Annotated in this window: 12 protein-coding genes; 8 read left to right on the top strand and 4 right to left on the bottom strand. The window is 41.6% G+C overall.

Going from position 1 to position 17839, the window contains the following annotated elements; all coding sequences use genetic code 11:
• Positions 1–65: 65 nt before the first annotated feature.
• Genes LCH52_06140 through LCH52_06115 form a run of 6 tightly spaced genes read left to right on the top strand, consistent with a single transcriptional unit; the run spans position 66 to position 9316 of the window.
• Positions 66–1463, top strand: a complete 1398-nt coding sequence (locus LCH52_06140) for a glycosyltransferase family 2 protein (protein ID MCA0388059.1) — start codon at positions 66–68, stop codon at positions 1461–1463.
• An 18-nt stretch (positions 1464–1481) separates the two neighbouring features.
• Positions 1482–1958, top strand: coding sequence for a hypothetical protein (locus LCH52_06135; GenBank protein MCA0388058.1), 477 nt, complete (start codon positions 1482–1484; stop codon positions 1956–1958).
• Between the two features lie 53 nt (positions 1959–2011).
• Entirely contained in the window at positions 2012–3841 is a 1830-nt protein-coding gene (locus LCH52_06130; protein ID MCA0388057.1) for a polysaccharide deacetylase family protein, read from the top strand.
• A gap of 17 nt (positions 3842–3858) precedes the next feature.
• Positions 3859–5160 (top strand): hypothetical protein, encoded by a 1302-nt coding sequence (locus LCH52_06125; protein MCA0388056.1) that lies wholly within the window; start codon positions 3859–3861, stop codon positions 5158–5160.
• A gap of 9 nt (positions 5161–5169) precedes the next feature.
• A complete protein-coding gene (locus LCH52_06120) occupies positions 5170–8571 on the top strand; it encodes a PAS domain S-box protein (GenBank protein MCA0388055.1) in 3402 nt (1133 codons plus the stop codon).
• 4 nt (positions 8572–8575) lie between these two features.
• Positions 8576–9316: a glycosyltransferase family 2 protein gene (locus tag LCH52_06115; protein MCA0388054.1), complete on the top strand. Its 741-nt coding sequence runs from the start codon at positions 8576–8578 to the stop codon at positions 9314–9316.
• Position 9317: 1 nt separating this feature from the next.
• Here the strand turns inward: LCH52_06115 and LCH52_06110 are convergent, their stop codons facing one another.
• The 4 genes from LCH52_06110 to rplU all read right to left on the bottom strand — a co-directional run bounded on the left by LCH52_06110 (position 9318) and on the right by rplU (position 12607).
• Positions 9318–10985 carry a glycosyltransferase family 39 protein gene (locus LCH52_06110; protein MCA0388053.1) on the bottom strand — a complete coding sequence of 556 codons (1668 nt, stop codon included), beginning with the start codon at positions 10983–10985 and terminating at the stop codon, positions 9318–9320.
• Positions 10986–11085: 100 nt separating this feature from the next.
• Positions 11086–12012: a malate dehydrogenase gene (mdh, locus tag LCH52_06105; protein MCA0388052.1), complete on the bottom strand. Its 927-nt coding sequence runs from the start codon at positions 12010–12012 to the stop codon at positions 11086–11088.
• Positions 12013–12026: 14 nt separating this feature from the next.
• Entirely contained in the window at positions 12027–12287 is a 261-nt protein-coding gene (gene rpmA / locus LCH52_06100; protein MCA0388051.1) for a 50S ribosomal protein L27, read from the bottom strand.
• An 11-nt stretch (positions 12288–12298) separates the two neighbouring features.
• Entirely contained in the window at positions 12299–12607 is a 309-nt protein-coding gene (rplU, locus tag LCH52_06095; GenBank protein ID MCA0388050.1) for a 50S ribosomal protein L21, read from the bottom strand.
• 223 nt (positions 12608–12830) lie between these two features.
• Between rplU and LCH52_06090 the strand changes: the two genes are divergently transcribed.
• Together LCH52_06090 and LCH52_06085 are read left to right on the top strand one after the other, a co-directional pair.
• The gene (locus LCH52_06090; GenBank protein ID MCA0388049.1) at positions 12831–15221 is read left to right on the top strand and encodes a sodium-translocating pyrophosphatase; all 2391 of its coding nucleotides are present in this window, start codon (positions 12831–12833) and stop codon (positions 15219–15221) included.
• Positions 15222–15344: 123 nt separating this feature from the next.
• The gene (locus LCH52_06085) at positions 15345–17822 is read left to right on the top strand and encodes an AMP-binding protein (protein ID MCA0388048.1); all 2478 of its coding nucleotides are present in this window, start codon (positions 15345–15347) and stop codon (positions 17820–17822) included.
• Positions 17823–17839: the final 17 nt, after the last annotated feature.

Genomic DNA, 17839 nt, shown 5'->3' with positions numbered 1-17839 from the left:
TATATGCAACTTTGTAGTTTGGTATGGAATTTGATGATTAACTGTGGAAAAGAATAAAGGAACCAATGGCTCAAAATAAGATAAGATCTACCCGGATCACTGTTAAAAACACTGAAGCGACTGAAGTTGCCGGAGAGAATCGTCTTAGACAAATTCTTAGAAGGATGATTTCTTCCGGTGTGTCTTCGCTTGCATTGATTCTCGTGATTGTCTTTACGATGCCAATGACCGTACTGTCGTATTCCGCTCTCTTCGAGTACTCTACGATGATTTCCCTGCTGCTGTTCCTTTTGATTCTGTTGATCAGATATTTCGGACTTTTGGGGATGGCTTATTTATGGCTGAATAACTACACTTTTTCGAAGAGACCTGATTTTCAGCCCTTTGTATCGGTCATAGTACCAGTGTACAATGAAGGAATATTACTCAAAGATGCGATCATGTCGCTTCTTGAACTTGAATATTCAAATTATGAAATTATTATCGTTAACGACGGTTCATCTGACAATACTTACGATGTGGCGAAGACACTCGTCGGATTTCAGCAGGGATTATACGGAAAAGTAAAGGTTTCTTTGATCAGTAAGCCGAATGGCGGCAAGGCAAGAGCTTTGAACGCCGGGATCAGCTACTCGAAATCCGAGATAGTGCTTTGTATGGATGGTGACAGTCAGCTTTCACCTGAAACAATCAGAAATGCCGCCAGACATTTTATCGATCCAAGAATCGGAGCTGTTGCAGGTAATGTAAAAGTATTGAACAGAAAAAGATTTTACGCCGACCTTCAGGCTCTCGAGTACATCGAAGGTCTTAACATGGCACGGGCAGCTCAGAGTTTTCTTAAACTCGTAAATATTATACCGGGACCCATCGGTTTGTTCAGAAAAAAAGCAATTGAAGAAGTCGGTTACTATTCGAGCGACACATTTGCTGAAGATGCAGATCTTACCTTGAAGATATTATCCAAGGGATGGAAGGTTTATTATGAACCAACAGCAATTGCATGGACGGAGGCTCCGGTTAAGCTGCAGCAGCTTCTGAAGCAAAGATATCGCTGGACGAGGGGAATTCTCCAGGCGATCAGAAAACATAAAAATTTGCTTTATAATCCCACGATTAACTTTGGTGATACCTTTATTCTCTGGACAATGTTTTATGAAGCATTGATCTGGCCTACGATGAATATAGTTGCCAACTTTTTCTTTATAGTGGTCTCGATTTTTTACGGTTACACCAGTCTGATATTTTTCTGGTGGGTATTTTTGGCTTTACTTGATACAGTGACGGCACTATATTGTGTAGCTGTGGAAGATGAAGAATTACGACTTGTACCTTATTCTTTAGTGTACAGAATGTTTTTCGTATTTGCAATTGATATTTGTAAGATGATGTCGACCATTGAAGAGTTCCTCGGTTTGGATATGAACTGGGGAAAACTGGAACGCATCGGAACCGGTAAATAGAATAAACAAGGAATTTATATGGAATTAATACCTATTCTCGCAACAATCATTCTGGTGGCAACCATCAGTACCTTCTTCCTCTCGATCGGAGCGTATATACTCTTCAAGATCAGGGAGGCTCAGGGTGTCAGGGCAAAAGCAGTGCCCCCGGCAACAATTCAGGCTGAACTTGTAACTCCCGAATTGGCTTCTGAACGGACCTCCGCTACCATGTCGACCCGTGAGACACAGAGAAGAACCGGACAGACCTTTGAGACAACCCATGCGCCCGAATATAGGGCAACGAGTGCCCCGAGCAGAGTCACCGGTAATTTTGCCACAGAGAATGTTCCGGCTGCTCAGCAGTATGCGCCTCCCAGAAGAGAAGCACCTATCTCTGCTGTTACTACGAATGCCAAGAAATTTGTTAAAGTTACATCTGAAACCGCACAGGAGCAGCAACAACAGCAGGCTCCACAACAGCAAAGACAAGGCGGGAATCTTAAGTGGCGTTAAAAAAGAGAAATGCCTTTTTTACAACGCTCCTGATTTTAATCGCAGGAGGGCTGATGCTTGTGACCTCCGTCCTGATTTACAATTACATTCTTCAGGGCGTCTTCGGGTCTTATGCATTTGCGTCTGACGGATTTTCTCTCGAGGCATTTTCCAAAATATTTGGTGCTGACCAGACCAAGGTTGCCATTCTTTATTCAAAGAAAACCGAGAATTTTCTCCCTAAAGGTTCCACTTGGATCAAAGATAATGTGACTGCATGGGAGCGCTACACCCAGGGGAATAAATTCCCCGTTACCGTGATAACTGAAGACGATCTTGAAAAAGGAGTCCTCACTCCCGAAAATTATCAGATTCTCATCATGCCCAGTATCAAGGCTCTTAGCGACAGGGAAATTCTTACAATTAAAGATTATCTCGACAAGGGCGGCAACATTATGGCGACCGGGGCAACCGGCACATTCTCTGCTGATGGCAAGTGGCGCGGATGGGAGTATTTTAAGGAAGTTTACGGAACACTTTTTACTAAAGAAACAGCAAAAATTCCGTCACCGCGATTGCTGACATTAAAAGGCGGGTCTCCAATCACATTCGACATTCCCACCGGGTACCGGTTAAAGATTGCGACATGGGATAACATGGTTGCGACGAGAGTTTTAGATCCCAGAACTCAACAACTGAGTTTTTGGTATGACTTTAAAATTGACTCAGGTCTTGTTAGAGAAGAAGTTCTAAATACTTCGGGACTCTGCTATGGCACATACGGCAAGGGGAGATTTGTATGGTACGGATTTGACATTATCACAATTGTAGGGCAAAGGGAAGAATACCTTGTACTCGACAAACTGATAAGAAATTCTCTAAACTGGCTTGCAAAAAAACCGAGTGCTTATATTGTTGACTGGCCCGGAAATAAAAAGGCTGCTGCCATCATTCTTGCATCTATTGGTGAGGAGCCGGGAAATATCAAGAATCTCCTTCCAATCCTGGCACAAGAGGGGGTAAAGGCTACTTTTCTTGTTGAAGGGGGACTTACCGGCACGAATGCAGATCTTGTCAAAAGTCTTTCTGCTTATGGTGACATCTCGGGCGTTGTCGATATCGGATTTATGAATTCGGTGAATGATACCGTGAACAAGCTTAAAAAACTTGAAGTTCAGGAAGCGGATTTTAATAATTCAATTAAAACTTTCAAAACCACCACTGGTGGTACATTAAAAGGCATCAAGCCGCTTTACGGATTGTTTGATGACAACTCTCTTATGGCTGCTGCTGCAAGCGGGATAAAGTACATAATTACCGATTCTTTGACCGACAGATCAGTTCCAAAATATGTGGTTAAAGGTGAGGAAGCCATTATTACGGTGACCAAAACTGTAAGAGATGACAAGGAAATTGTAGGAAAATACGGTCTGGTCGAACACGATTATCAGCTTTACACCTACTTGGAAGATGTTGACAGACTGATTTTTGAGGGTGGATTGTATGTCCTGAAATTGCATACCAATTTCCAGTTGAAACCGGAGTATGTTTCGGTTGTTAAAGATGTAATCAAGTATATGAAGGAAAAGGATATGTGGATAACCAGCATGCCTGTACTTTATACCTGGTGGACAAACAATAACAGGGTAGAACTTAGAGTGGAAGCCAGAGGAACAAGCAGAATGGTAATAGCTCTATCGAATGTGGGAAATACCATTTTGAAAGAGGTACTTGTTCCCGTTGATTTCACTCTTATGCCTAAAACTTATAAAATTTCAACAGAAATTATTAACACCCCGCTGCCTGATACTGATGTGAACAGAGAGCTTAGAAAATTGACATTAAGAATTAAAAATTTAAAACCGTCAGAATCCAGAATTTATTACATAGACTACAAAAATTAAGAATTTGGTATTTAATCATGATAAAAAAGTTTGCTTCGATCGCGCTTCTTTTAATAACAGTTTTAACTCTCTCCTCGTGCGTTGAACCACTGGGTGGAAGTGATTCCATCCCTCCTTCAGTTGCACTCTATAAACCAACTACAAATGATACAATAATCCTCGGACCACAGGAGATCATTTATGATGCATCTGATGACCAGGGCATTGCGAAAGTGGAAATTTATGTTGACGGATTGCTTGCAGGCAGCTTCCCGGCGGAAAACGGAAACAGACCCAAGGTTACTCTCAACCTTGATTCAGCAACTTTCGTAAATAAATCATTCAGTTATTACATAAAAGTGTATGATCTCGGTGGAAATTCAACGGCAAGCGATACAAAAACAAAAATAGCGGTCGTGACTTCAAAATCACCACCGTCTGCGCCCTACGGACTCGAAATAATTGAGCCTGAAGGTTCATCTGATATTATTCTGTCCTGGAAGGATACTTCAAAGCTTGTTGACGGCTATGAGATTTGGTTGAGTGAAGTAAATACTGATAATTCGTCATTCTTCCTGTACACCACCGTTTCGGGAAATACACGACTTTTGCCTTTGCCCAAGCCATTTTTAATTAACTATTACAAAATCAAGGGTTTCAACAAGATTGGGAAATCGAATTTCAGTACCATAATCAATTCAGAAGGTGGTTCGGGAAGTGGTGTTCTTGCACCAACCAGTCTTACAGCAACCCCTTGGGGAACCAGGGAAGTGGAGCTTTCATGGGTAAACAGGGCTTCAAACGCAGTATTCCTTAATGTCCAGAGAAGAGCGGCAAGTTCCGTACTCTGGACGAATATAGCCACTCTTTCATTGAGCAGGACTTCCTATACCGACAATTCCGGCGGTTTATCATCAGGAGGAACCTTCTACTACCGTCTTAAAGTTGTGGCTCAATCTGATTCAGGTTTCTCTAAAGAGGTCTCTGTAACAACCTGGCCCTTCGATTTGACACCCGTTACAAATCTTGTCGGTGTATTTGCAGACACCCCGGCAGTTTCGAAGAAGATGATTAAGTTGACCTGGAAAGATAATTCGAATCAGGAAGAGAATAACATTGTCGAAAGAAAAGATGGTGCCGGGGGTACTTATCAGGCAATTGCGATACTCAGCCAGGATGTAACTGCATTCGATGATACCTTGATAGTAAAAGGGCGAACATATTACTACAGAATTAAAATCAGTCGCAACGGATATGTTTCCAAACCATCCAATGAGGTTTTCGTAACCGTTTCGGAACCGGCACGGGCATACATTCGTGATCAGAAAAAGGGTAAATAGAAGGGTGTGATGATCGACGCCGCTTCTTTGAAACAACTTTTCGACAGCTTCGCAGGAAGTGCAGTCTATCCGTTTGTTATAATGGATATGAAAGGAAAGTTGCTCTCTTTCAATGAGAAGGCAGAAATCCTCTTCGCCATCAAAGATGGGAATGATTCGTTTGCTGATTTGTTCCTGATCTCGGAGGGGCTTAAACTCAAGAGTTTGCTGGTACCTGAGACAAAAACCGATTTTTCTGACTCTGTGACCCTCTATCTGAGGAACGGGAAAGAGATAACAGTAAGCTACTCCGTTCAATCTCCGGAAGTGGCAGGTGAGAAATATCTTTTCTTTCAGTTCAAGGAATCATCACAAAGAGGTGTCAACCACCTGAATCTGAATGTCTCCAAAAAAGAGATGAAGGATCTTGGAATTCAGGATGAACTTTCAACTTTCCTTGGTGAAATAGAATCGTCATATCCCTTTACCTACCTCGCAAAAAACAAACTTCAAACAAAGGCGAACCAGTTCACCGAGATGATCTGGTTAAAAGATTCGGAAGGGAAGTATGTCCTTGTAAATGACAAGTTCTCAAACCATCTTAACCTGAAACCGGGGCAGATGGAGGGCAGGGCAGAAAAAAACTTCATTCCTAACTATATCAACGATTTTTACACCGCTCTCGAAAAATACCTTAAAGAGAGTCTCTCCATTGCAATCATGACTTCCGACAAAGTTAAAGGGGTTGCTGTTGGTACTCCTCACGAAATTATCGAAATTCCGCTTCTCGATCTTGATGATAATCTTGTTGCCATCCTTGGTGTTGCAAGACCGTCGGATGAAAAAAAGCTCTCCGGGGGAGAGGATTCAGAGAATAATCTTATATTTGCGGACGACAATAATTTTAATCTTGAAACCATCCTAAAGTTAAAAAACAAGATGTATGAATTTATAATCAGCAAAAATCCTGATGCAATCTTTATTTATGATCTGGAATCCTTTAAGTTTCTTGATGTAAACGATGCCGCCTTGAACATATACGGCTATTCGAGGCAGGAATTTTTGCAAATGGATCTGACTGACCTTTATCTTCCCGAGGAAATTCAAACAATTGCTGAATCAGCAAAAAATGAAGAAGGCTTGTTTGTGGGTCCTTTCAACCACCGAAAGAAGGATGGGTCGCTAATTCAGGTGGAGATATGCAAAATAGCCTTTACTTATGAAGGTGCGGAAGCCCACTTCAACATTGTCAGAGATATAACAAAAATTCTTGAAATCGAAGAACAGTTGCAGATGATGCGAACAGTTTTCGAATATTCTCAGGACATCTTAATTGTAACTGACAATACAGGTTTTATAAATTATATTAATCCCGCCGTAGAAAAACATCTTGGTTTTAAGAGGACTGATCTTCTCAATAACAGCATTATCAGTCTCGCCTCCGAGAGTTCGCGCGCCGATTTTCTTAAGAAGAGCGAAACACCCTATAATTTTAGTGCCACAATAAAGAACAGTGCCAAATCTGATGTTGCCATTGATGTAACCTCGGTTGCATTCTCAGGAATTGACGGTGAAGTTTCTCAGGTAGCATATATTGGCAGAATCGCTGATGTGGTTTCAGAGCCAAAAGAAGTTGTCGTCGAAAAAGAAGTCGAAAAAATTGTATATGTCGACAAACCTGTCGAAAAAATTGTATATGTCGAAAAACAGACACAGGGCAACCACGAGATCAAAGCGGGAGGTATAGATCCGGGGCAGCTCTCATTTATCTTCCACGAAATTCTTACACCAATTAATGTGATTGTCGGATTTATTTCAGAATTGAAGGACACACTGGAGACTCCTTCCGAGGAGCAGGAAGAGGCAATCGGTTATATTGACGAGAACAGAAAAAAGCTCCTCTATACGATGGATTCCATCTCGGAATATGCACAAATCGAGCAGCATTTTGGTGACATAACAAAAACTCATTTCAATCTCGATGAACTCGTGCAGAAAGTCTTCAAAGAAATGCATGATTCCCAGAGCCCCTGGAAAAAAGAAATTGTTCATGACCGGGTTTCGATGGGTGTTCAGATAAATTCAGATCAGGAAAAAGTACTGAATCTTGTCTGCCTTATTCTTAAGGTAATTTCGCATGTTACTGACGAGCGTGAAGTAATTATCAGTGCCTACCAGCTTGATGATGCAAATTTCATTGTGACCTTTAGAGATCACCACTTGAAAATTCAGCAGAAGCTCCTTTACATCATCCAGAATCTTTTTTCAGAACAGGATGTTTCTAAGTTGAGGGCATTTGGAGTATCAAGATTTACTATCTTCTCCGCGCAACGGTTGTTTACACTCTTGAATGGCAGATTTGAAATTGTTCAAAAATCGGGTTTACCGTTCGAGATTGGATTAATTCTTCCAATTAATGCGGAATTTGTTTCGGAAACGGAAGCTGTGGAAGAGCAGAAGGAAAATATTTTCAGACCTGCCATAACCGCTGAAAAGGTCAATCCACCCAGGACTTCAGCCGAATATGCCGACACTCCAGCGATTGGCAATCCAATGGAAAATGTAAGCGGCTCCCAATATGATTATCTGGTGCCTAAACAGGAACCACCTTTAAAATCTGCTGAAAAAGAGAAGAGCGAGTATATCGATTTTGATTTTGACAGTGAACTCGATTTCTTAAGCAGACGAAAAAAGAGAGAAGCCGACAGACGGGAAAGTGAGAGAAGTGATACAAAGAGTTTCCGCAGATCTTTCGAAGAACCGCCTTCGCAAAGAGATGAATTAAGGGAGCCGGCGAGGCGATCGGATACTTCATTCGATTTCAATTCAAGTTTTTCGCGGTCGGATTACAGTGAGAAAAAACCGTCAAAACCGTCGCAGACCTCTTATCCTGACACTTCATCCCGAGAGGTTACTCCACAGAAACCCCCGCTAAGGGATGAACAGCCACCCGTACCAAAGGAACCGGTCAGGACATATTCGCCACCACCAGCCCCGGAGCCACCTGAAAGCCGGTTTGCTTCTGTCGCCAAGGTGACGGAAAACAGGGAGCCATCTTCGATTGATCTTCGTAACATGAGTTGTCTTTATATCGAGGATCAACTTGATTCACAGATACTCTTTAAAGTTCAGATGAAAGAGCTGAAATCGATCAAGTTTTCTCAAAGTTTTGAAGATGCGATACCAATGCTTGAAAACGAAAAATTTGATTTCATAGTGCTCGACATCAATCTTCAAGGTGAATACAATGGATTGGATGCACTGAAAGTGATAAGAACCATGGAGGGACTTGAGTCGATTCCAATAATCGCTGTCACAGCATATGTTCTCCCGGGTGACAAGGAGAAATTTATTGCAACCGGGTTCACCGATTTTGTTTCAAAGCCTATCTTCCGAAACAAACTTGTGGAAGTACTTAGTAAAATATTCTGATTAAATGATTAACGATAAGAAGATAGTTGTTGTTTTACCTGCCTATAATGCAGCGAAAACACTTGAACAGACTTACAATGAGATACCATTTGATATAGTGGACGATGTAGTGCTTGTGGATGATGCGAGCAAAGACGATACATCCGAAGTCGGAAAAGCCCTTGGAATAAAGCATATTATTAAGCATGATAAAAACAAGGGATACGGGGGTAATCAGAAATCGTGTTACAAGAAGGCTCTCGAATTAAATGCTGATATAGTTATCATGCTGCATCCCGATTATCAATACACTCCTAAACTTATTCCTTCAATTTCTTGGATCATTGCCAACGGGCTCTATCCTGTCGTACTCGCCTCAAGGATATTGGGGAAGGGTGCATTAAAAGGGGGAATGCCAATCTATAAATACATCGCAAACAGAGTTTTGACCCTTGTACAAAACTGGCTGGTTGGTCAGAAATTATCTGAATATCATACAGGCTACAGGGCGTTTTCAGCGGAAGTGCTACGCGATCTGAATCTGGAAGCCAATTCTGATGATTTCGTTTTCGATAATCAGATGCTCTCCCAGATTATCTTCAAAGGATATGAGATTGGAGAAGTAACCTGCCCGACAAAATATTTTGAAGAAGCTTCCTCAATAAATTTCAAACGCAGTTCCATCTATGGAATCGGGGTACTCGTTACCTCGGTAAAACACCGTCTCCAGAAAATGGGCTTTGCCAGATTTGACATCTACAATTAGCCTAAGGCTTTTCTCTTCTCTGTAAAAAAATAAATCCGTTTTTCTCGTAAAGAACCTTGAGATTGGGGATTTTTGTCCATTTGTCTCTTTCGTTTATCTTAGTCACAAAATAGGCAGGTTTCTTAATGTCTCCATTAATCAGGAAATCTTCGATATCTTTGTGCAATATTCCAATACCGGAAGCGCTGTTTTTCTTCTCCTTTTTACTGTAATAGATATCGGCATAACTCCGGAATCCGACAGCTTTCACATAGACATCCTTCCCCTGGAGTGATTCATAAAATCCAACGGGTGCGCCCTGTACATAATTTTCAATTTGAGGCAACATCAGAGGCAGCATCAGAGAAAGGGTGAGAGCAGTCCCTCCAAAAAGAAACAGGATTCCCTTAACCGGTTTTCTTTTGTTTAAAAGAATCACGGAGAAAATTGTGGTCCCAACGAGCAACAGTCCAATCACCGGTTCCCAACCATACCATAAGGAATCAGCCTTAAGGTTTGCCCTAACAAATTCATCCTGTACATATGGAATGATATCCTCTTTGAAAATTCCGATCATTGCCAGTGCAGAGATCAGTAACCCGATAAAAACCCCGGTTGTGGTGATTGCGATTTTCGTCCATCTGAAATTTGTGAGTCGTTCATTTACGATCTCGTACAGAGCCAGTGCCCCCAGGAAAGTAACCGGATAGTAGGAAAGAGAGGAGTAATGCACAATCTTCGTTTTGACCAGAGAAAAAATTATCATGACCACTGAGAGCAAAATAAACATGACCAGTTTGAAATTTTTCTGCCCCTCCGTGAGTGTATCCTGCTTTTTAAATGAATTGAAGACAAAGAGAGAAGCCGGGAAACAACCAATAAGAACAACGACCAAATGGTAGTAAATTGGACCGCTGAACCCTGCATCACCGGTCGTAAGCAGCCGGATCTGGTATTTGAAAAAAGCTTCAAGAAATACAGGACCGTTTACAGACAATTCGACGCCGAACCAGACCCCTGCGGTAAGAATTGCGACAATTCCAAAAAGGAGCATCTGAACGATTTTAAACCGGAATTTCTTTATAGTAATGAGGTTAAAAATAATGAATGTCAGTCCCGGAAGCAGTAATCCGACCGGACCCTTTACAAGAATTGCCAGCCCTGAAAATAATCCTGCATTGAGGTGATTGTAATTCTTTTCCTCCTCATCATCAAAAAAACGAAATATGTACCACGCTGAGATGAACATGAAAAGATTGAAGAGGGGATCGAGGATTCCGGACCTGAAGTAGAAGTAGGGAAGGATTGACCCCGCATACGCAATGACCCACAGCAAACCGAATGTTCTGTCGAAAAGTTTCTTCCCAAAGGAATAAAGCAACAGAAGTGTGATTATACCAATGATTGCATTGGGAAATCTTGCACCAAATTCATTAATACCGAAGATTTTCATCGAGACTACCTGAACCCAGAAGAAGAGAGGGGGCTTTTCGTAGAATGGTTCGTAATCGATGTGGACGCGTAACCAGTCGCCCGTTTCGATCATCTCCCTGGAAGCTTCGGCAAAATTGATTTCGTCCCAATCAAAAAGGTGTACACTCCCCAGAAAAGGGAGAAACAATACAGCCGCGACAACGATAATACTCAGCTTTAATTTCAGATCGGATAGATTTTTTATGGTTTCAATCATAACTTCAAGTTGCCTGTTATTTAAAATAGAAAAACCCTTCACCATTTCTGACGGAGGGTTTTAAATTTATTAATCAACTGATTTGCAGGAAGCAGTCACCTTACAAACTGAGTTTTGCGATATTAGCTTTCACATCGTTGGCAGACCGGTGAAGTTCTTCAAGTTCACTATCCGTCAAGTTTAGTTCGATGATTTTTTCAATACCGTTACTTCCAAGTTGAACAGGAACACCAACATACATGCCGTCAAGTCCGTATTCACCTTCGAGATAAGCAGCACAGGGGAGGATTCTCTGCCTGTTTTTCACAATGGCGTCAACCATTTCAACTGCTGAAGAAGAAGGCGCGTAGTATGCGCTGCCTGTTTTAAGGTAGTTGACTATCTCAATACCCCCGTTGCGTGCTCTGTCAACGAGTTGAGCAATTCGCTCAGCCGGAAGGAGTTCACTAATGGGAATACCTGAAACTGTTGAGTATCTAACGAGGGGAACCATTGAATCACCATGACCACCAAGAACGAGAGCCTGCACATCCATAACAGATACATTTAGCTCTTTTGCAATAAAAAGACGGAAACGGGCTGAATCAAGAATTCCTGCCATACCAACAACGCGGTGTTTTGGGAATCCACTTGTTTTCATGGAAACCCATGTCATTACATCGAGGGGGTTGGAAACAACAACAATGACTGAATTCGGTGACCCCGGAACAATCTGTTCGGTAACTGACTTGACAATTTCTGCATTTTTCATCAGAAGGTCATCGCGGGTCATACCGGGTTTTCTTGCAAGACCGGCTGTTATCACAATGATATCAGATCCGGCTGTATCTTTATAATCGTTAGTACCAATTACGGAACTGTCAAAATCCTCGACTGGGGCACTTTCCCACATATCGAGGGCTTTACCTTGTGGAATTCCTTCTATAACATCAAGCAGTACAACATTCTCTGCGAGATGTTTTTCAGCAATCCTCTGAGCTGCAGTTGCACCGACATTTCCGGCGCCTACCACGGTGATTTTTTTCATTATAGCCTCTTAAACTATTCAGTTGGAGGTATTACAGAGATAAACTGACGGTCGTTTGCCCGGGCTCTGAACTGAACTGTTCCGTCTGTGAGAGCAAACAGAGTGTCATCTTTGCCTTTGCCAACATTAAGTCCCGGATGGAATTTAGTGCCTCTCTGGCGGACGATTATGGAGCCTGCTTCGACGAACTGACCGCCGAAAGCTTTCACTCCCAATCTCTGGGCATTACTGTCTCTACCGTTCTTGGTCGATCCTTGTCCTTTTTTATGTGCCATTTACTAACTCCTTATCCGATTTTTAAAATTTCAATTCTGGTAAGTTGCTGTCTGTGTCCATTGAGCTTGTCATAGTCTTTGCGTCTCTTTTTCTTGAAAACGAGAACTTTATCATCTTGAACATGGCTCAGAACTTTTGCGGTAACTTTTAAGCCTTCCACATACGGCTTGCCAACTTTTACGCCGGCATCGTCTGAGTAAAGCAATACATTATTGAATACTACTTCACTTTCAGGCTCAGCGTTTAGAAGGGGAACGAAATGTTTCTCCTGTTCTAAAACTTTAAACTGCTGTCCTGCTATATCTACAACTGCAAACATTGCGGTCCTTTATGGTTTGTAAAAAAACATTTTTAACAGATTACAAATATAGTCAAGCAGATACCTAATTCAAAAAAAAACTTTAAATTATTTTGACTGTCTGAAAAATTTGTAGTAATTTAGTCCATTGTTTTTTACCCCACCCGCAATAGCGATTTTGTACTGATATAACTGCATTAACTTGATAATTTATTCATTAATAAACAACTCAAATTGAGGAGTCATGTTCAAAAAACTACTTTTCGCTTTTTCTTTCCTGTTCTTGTCTGTCGACCTGTTCGCCAGCGAAGCAGATCTGAAAATTCCTGCTCTGAATGATAATCAAACCATTCTTTTATATTATGGTTTGGTGGTATGCTTTGCAGGGCTGGCTTTTGGTATATATCAGTACCTGAAGGTTAAAAAACTAAGAGCTCACAAATCGATGCTTGACATCGCCCAGGTGATTTTTGAGACGAGTAAAACCTATCTTGTACAGCAAGGTAAGTTCCTCGCCATTCTTTTTGCATTTATCGCTGTTTGTGTTGCATTTTATTTCGGCTTCCTCCAGGGGAATGGAGCGGGTAATGTTCTGTTCATTCTCGGTTGGACCGTAATAGGAATTCTCGGCTCTTACAGCGTTGCATGGTTCGGGATACGAATGAATACCTTGGCAAACTCGAGGATGGCTTTTGCATCACTTGAGCGTAAACCAATTAAATTGCTTAACATTCCTCTCGATTCGGGAATGAGCATAGGTGTAATGTTGATCTGTGTTGAACTTGTAATGATGCTCATCATACTGCTTTTTGTTCCCAGTACTCTCGCCGGAGCAAGTTTTATCGGATTTGCAATTGGTGAATCACTCGGAGCAAGTGCATTAAGAATTGCAGGCGGTATCTTTACAAAAATCGCAGATATCGGAAGCGATCTTATGAAGATTGAATTCAAAATAAAAGAAGATGATCCAAGAAATCCGGGTGTAATCGCTGATTGTACAGGAGACAATGCGGGAGACAGCGTTGGACCTACAGCAGATGGTTTTGAAACCTACGGTGTTACGGGAGTTGCCCTGATAAGCTTTATAGTGCTTGCGGTTGGATCGGTGGAACACCAAAAGGATTTGTTGACCTGGATATTTGTAATGAGAATACTCATGATCGTTACATCTGTAGTTGCCTTTGGTTTGAACCGGGTACTCAGCAGCCTCCTCTACGGTAAAAGCGATGATATCGACTTTGAAAAGCCCCTAACGAATCTGGTTTGGATCACTTCAATTCTGTCAATAATCGTAACATTCATCGTAAGCAAGATTCAGATTGGTCACCTTCCAAGTGATTTATGGTTAACCTTGTCAGCTATAATAAGTTGCGGGACACTTGGTGCTGCACTTATTCCCGAATTTACGAAGATATTCACAAGTACGAAGTCAAAACATGTTGCAGAGATCGTTGCTGCTTCAAAAGAAGGCGGACCGTCATTGAATATTCTTTCCGGATTTGTAGCCGGAAATTTCAGCGCGTTTTGGAAAGGAATCCTCTTCATTATTCTAATGTATTCCTCTTTTTACTTTTCACAGTATATTCCTGATGGAATGATGGCATACCAGGCAATTTTTGCATTCGGACTTGTCGCATTTGGTATGCTTGGAATGGGACCTGTTACAATCGCGGTTGACAGTTACGGACCCGTAACAGATAACGCCCAGTCGATTTATGAACTTTCCCTTATCGAAGAAGACAAAAATGCCTCCAAAGATATCGAAAGGGATTTTGGATTCAAACCCGATTTCGAAAAAGCAAAACATTATCTCGAAGAAAATGACGGTGCCGGCAACACATTCAAGGCGACCGCAAAACCTGTTCTTATTGGTACAGCGGTGGTCGGTGCCACAACGATGATCTTTTCACTGATTCTGGTAATCAAGAAGTCGCTGGGCATCGAGCCGGAAGCACTTCTAAATCTCCTCAACCCGTATACCATCTTTGGACTGATTGCCGGAGGTGCTGTGGTTTACTGGTTTACAGGGGCTTCAACACAGGCAGTTACGACCGGAGCTTACCGGGCAGTCGAGTATATAAAGAAAAACATCAAGCTCGGTGATTCTGCAGAGAAGAGTGCATCAATAGAGACTTCGAAAGAGGTTGTTAAAATATGTACACAGTATGCCCAAAGCGGTATGTTCAACATATTTGTGGCTGTTTTCAGTTTCGCTTTGACATTTGCATTTCTTTCAGCTCCTGCATACGGAGCAAAGGAGCCTGTTGCTTTCTTTGTCAGTTTCCTAATATCAATTGCAATTTTTGGACTGTCACAGGCAGTTTTCATGGCAAATGCCGGTGGAGCCTGGGACAATGCAAAAAAATATGTGGAAGTGAATTTAAAGGAAAAGGGAACTCCGCTTCACGATGCAACAGTGGTAGGAGATACCGTAGGTGATCCGTTTAAGGATACATCCTCTGTAGCACTCAATCCGGTGATTAAGTTTACAACTCTTTTTGGGCTTCTCGCAATGGAGATTGCACTCGAAGTGAGTTTCAGAGATACAGCACCTCTTGTAGGATTGTTATTTTTTGCCATTGCTCTTTATTTCGTTTGGAGATCTTTTTATAAGATGCGGATTATAAAGAAATAGGTTACTGTTCTTTTGGTGAGCTGCTTCTGCGAAGAGGCAGCTTTTTTTTTGCCGGAAAAACAGGTCGTAACTGATTGCAGGATTTTCCGTATTTTAGAAGTTTAAAAATAAACGGAGATTAGTTTGAAATTTACCATAAGAAACAAGACTGCAATAATCTGGAAAGACAGGAAAATTTCGTATCAGGAATTCTTTCAGCAATCGCAGTATTATGCATCTCTTTACTCGGAAATTAAAGCAGATAAAGTTGCGATTTATTCACCAAATCGCCCTGAGTGGACTTTTGCGTTTTTCTCCGCCTGGCTGAATAATGCTACTGCTGTACCCATTGACTTCATGTCGCAGCCTTCTGAAGTTGCTTATATACTGAATGATTCAAGACCTGAGGTGTTATTTATTCCTGAAGAGTTTCGTGAAAATTATACAAAGATTGAAGAATCTCTCCAATACAAACCGAAGGTAGTGGTTTTTGAAGAAATGACCGGCGATTTCGAGAAATTTACGGCTCAGGATTTTGTTCAGGAAGATCACAATAAAACTGCTGTTATTACCTACACTTCAGGTACCACAGGAAACCCGAAAGGGGTGATGCTTTCGTTCGAAAATATTTTGAAGAATCTTGAGGGAGTCTGCGAAAGTGTACCGATATATACACCGGAACGAAATACGCTTGCACTTTTACCTATGCACCACATTCTTCCCCTTTTAGGATCGTTCATTGCACCAATCTATTCCGGTGGTACACTCGCTTTTTCGCCTTCAATGGTTTCTGAAGATATCATTGCAACTCTTCAAAACAATGGAATTGCGATCATCATCGGTGTTCCGAGGTTGTACGAAGCCATTCGCAAAGGAATAATGGATAAAATAAGAAAGAGTCCGGTTGCAAGAGCGCTCTTTGCGCTGGCAAAAAAAGTGAATTCAAGAAGTTTCTCCAAAAAGATATTTGGGACTGTGCACAGAAAATTTGGCGGAAAAGTGGAATACATGGTTTGCGGTGGGGCAAAACTGAACGAGGAAGTTGCTTCCGATTACAAGACGCTCGGATTTGAGATGCTTGAGGGTTATGGTATGACGGAATGTGCCCCAATGATCACATTCACCAGACCGGGGAGGTGGAAAATTGGTTCGGCAGGCGAATTGCTTCAGGGCGTTGAACTCGAAACCCGTGACGGCGAGATTTTTGTCAGAGGCAGAAATGTGATGAAAGGTTACTACAACAAACCTGAAGCCACTGCAGAAGTGCTTCAGGATGGATGGTTAAAGACAGGCGATTTGGGTCATCTCGATGAAGAGGGCTACATTCACATTACCGGCAGGTCGAAAGAGATAATTATTCTCTCAAACGGGAAAAACATTTCACCCGAAGAGATAGAAGGGAAGTTGAAGGAAACTTCCGATTATGTCTCAGAAGTGGCTGCTTATGCTGAAAATGACAATATAGCTGTAGCCATTTACCCGAATTTCAAGAAACTCGCTGAAAAGGAAATTCATAATTACGAGGAAGCCTTTAGATGGGAAGTGATTGATAAATACAACAAGAATGCACATCCCTCTAAAAAAATTGCAAAATTTGTTCTGTTTAAGGAAGAACTTCCAAAGACAAGACTCGGCAAAATTCAGCGGTTCAAGATCGCATCTCTGGTGGCAGAAACTGCAAGGGATAAAGCTGTTGACAAGAAACCTCAACCTGATTTTGAGGAATATATCGTTATCAGAGATTATCTGACAGAGCAGAAGAAAACCGCCGTCTATGCTGATGATCATTTCGAAATGGATCTTGCTCTTGACAGTCTTGACAAAGTAAATTTTCATGTCTTTCTCGAATCAACTTTCGGAATTAAGGTAAAAGAAGACATTTTTGTCCATCACCCGACTGTCGAAAAACTCTCGCACTTCATGAAAGAAAACAAAGCCAAAATCAGCGTGGAAACGGTCAAATGGTCGGAAATATTTAAAGAGAAAGTTGACCTTAAACTCCCCAAAAGCTGGTTTACCCAAAATCTTTTCAAAAATTCTTCCAAAGTTTTCCTTAAACTTTATTTCCGGGTGAGGGGAGAAGGCTTGGAGAATCTTCCTTCGGGACCTTTCATTCTCGCACCAAATCATCAAAGTTTCTTTGACGGACTTTTTGTCTCCATGTTCATCAAAAACTCCATTTTTAAGAATACATATTTCTATGCCAAAGAAAAACATGTTAAAGGGAAATTTCTTAAGGCTCTTGCAAACAGGAATAATGTTGTGGTGATGGACATAAACAAAGATCTGAAAGAGTCTCTGCAAAAGCTTGCATCACTTCTCGAAAAAGGGAAAAACATCATAATTTTCCCTGAAGGTACCAGAACCCGCACAGGTGCTTTGGGAGAGTTTAAAAAGGCTTTTGCCATTCTTGCTCATGAGAAAAATGTGCCTGTTGTACCTGTCTCAATTGACGGGGCAATTGATGCGCTGCCTAGAGGAAGTTTCGTCCCAAGACCCAGAAAAAAGATTAAAGTAAAATTTCACAAACCCGTCTACCCGGAAGGTCACGACTATGACTCACTCGTGGATGCTGTTTTCGAACAGGTTTCCGGAGAACTCAAACAGGCACAGTCAGTATAATTGAACTTATAATTATC

This window comes from Bacteroidota bacterium (assembly GCA_020161395.1).
Taxonomy (GTDB): domain Bacteria; phylum Bacteroidota; class Ignavibacteria; order Ignavibacteriales; family Ignavibacteriaceae; genus UTCHB3.
Note: the sequence above shows the minus strand (reverse complement) of the source record. Positions and strands in the feature narration are given on the sequence as shown.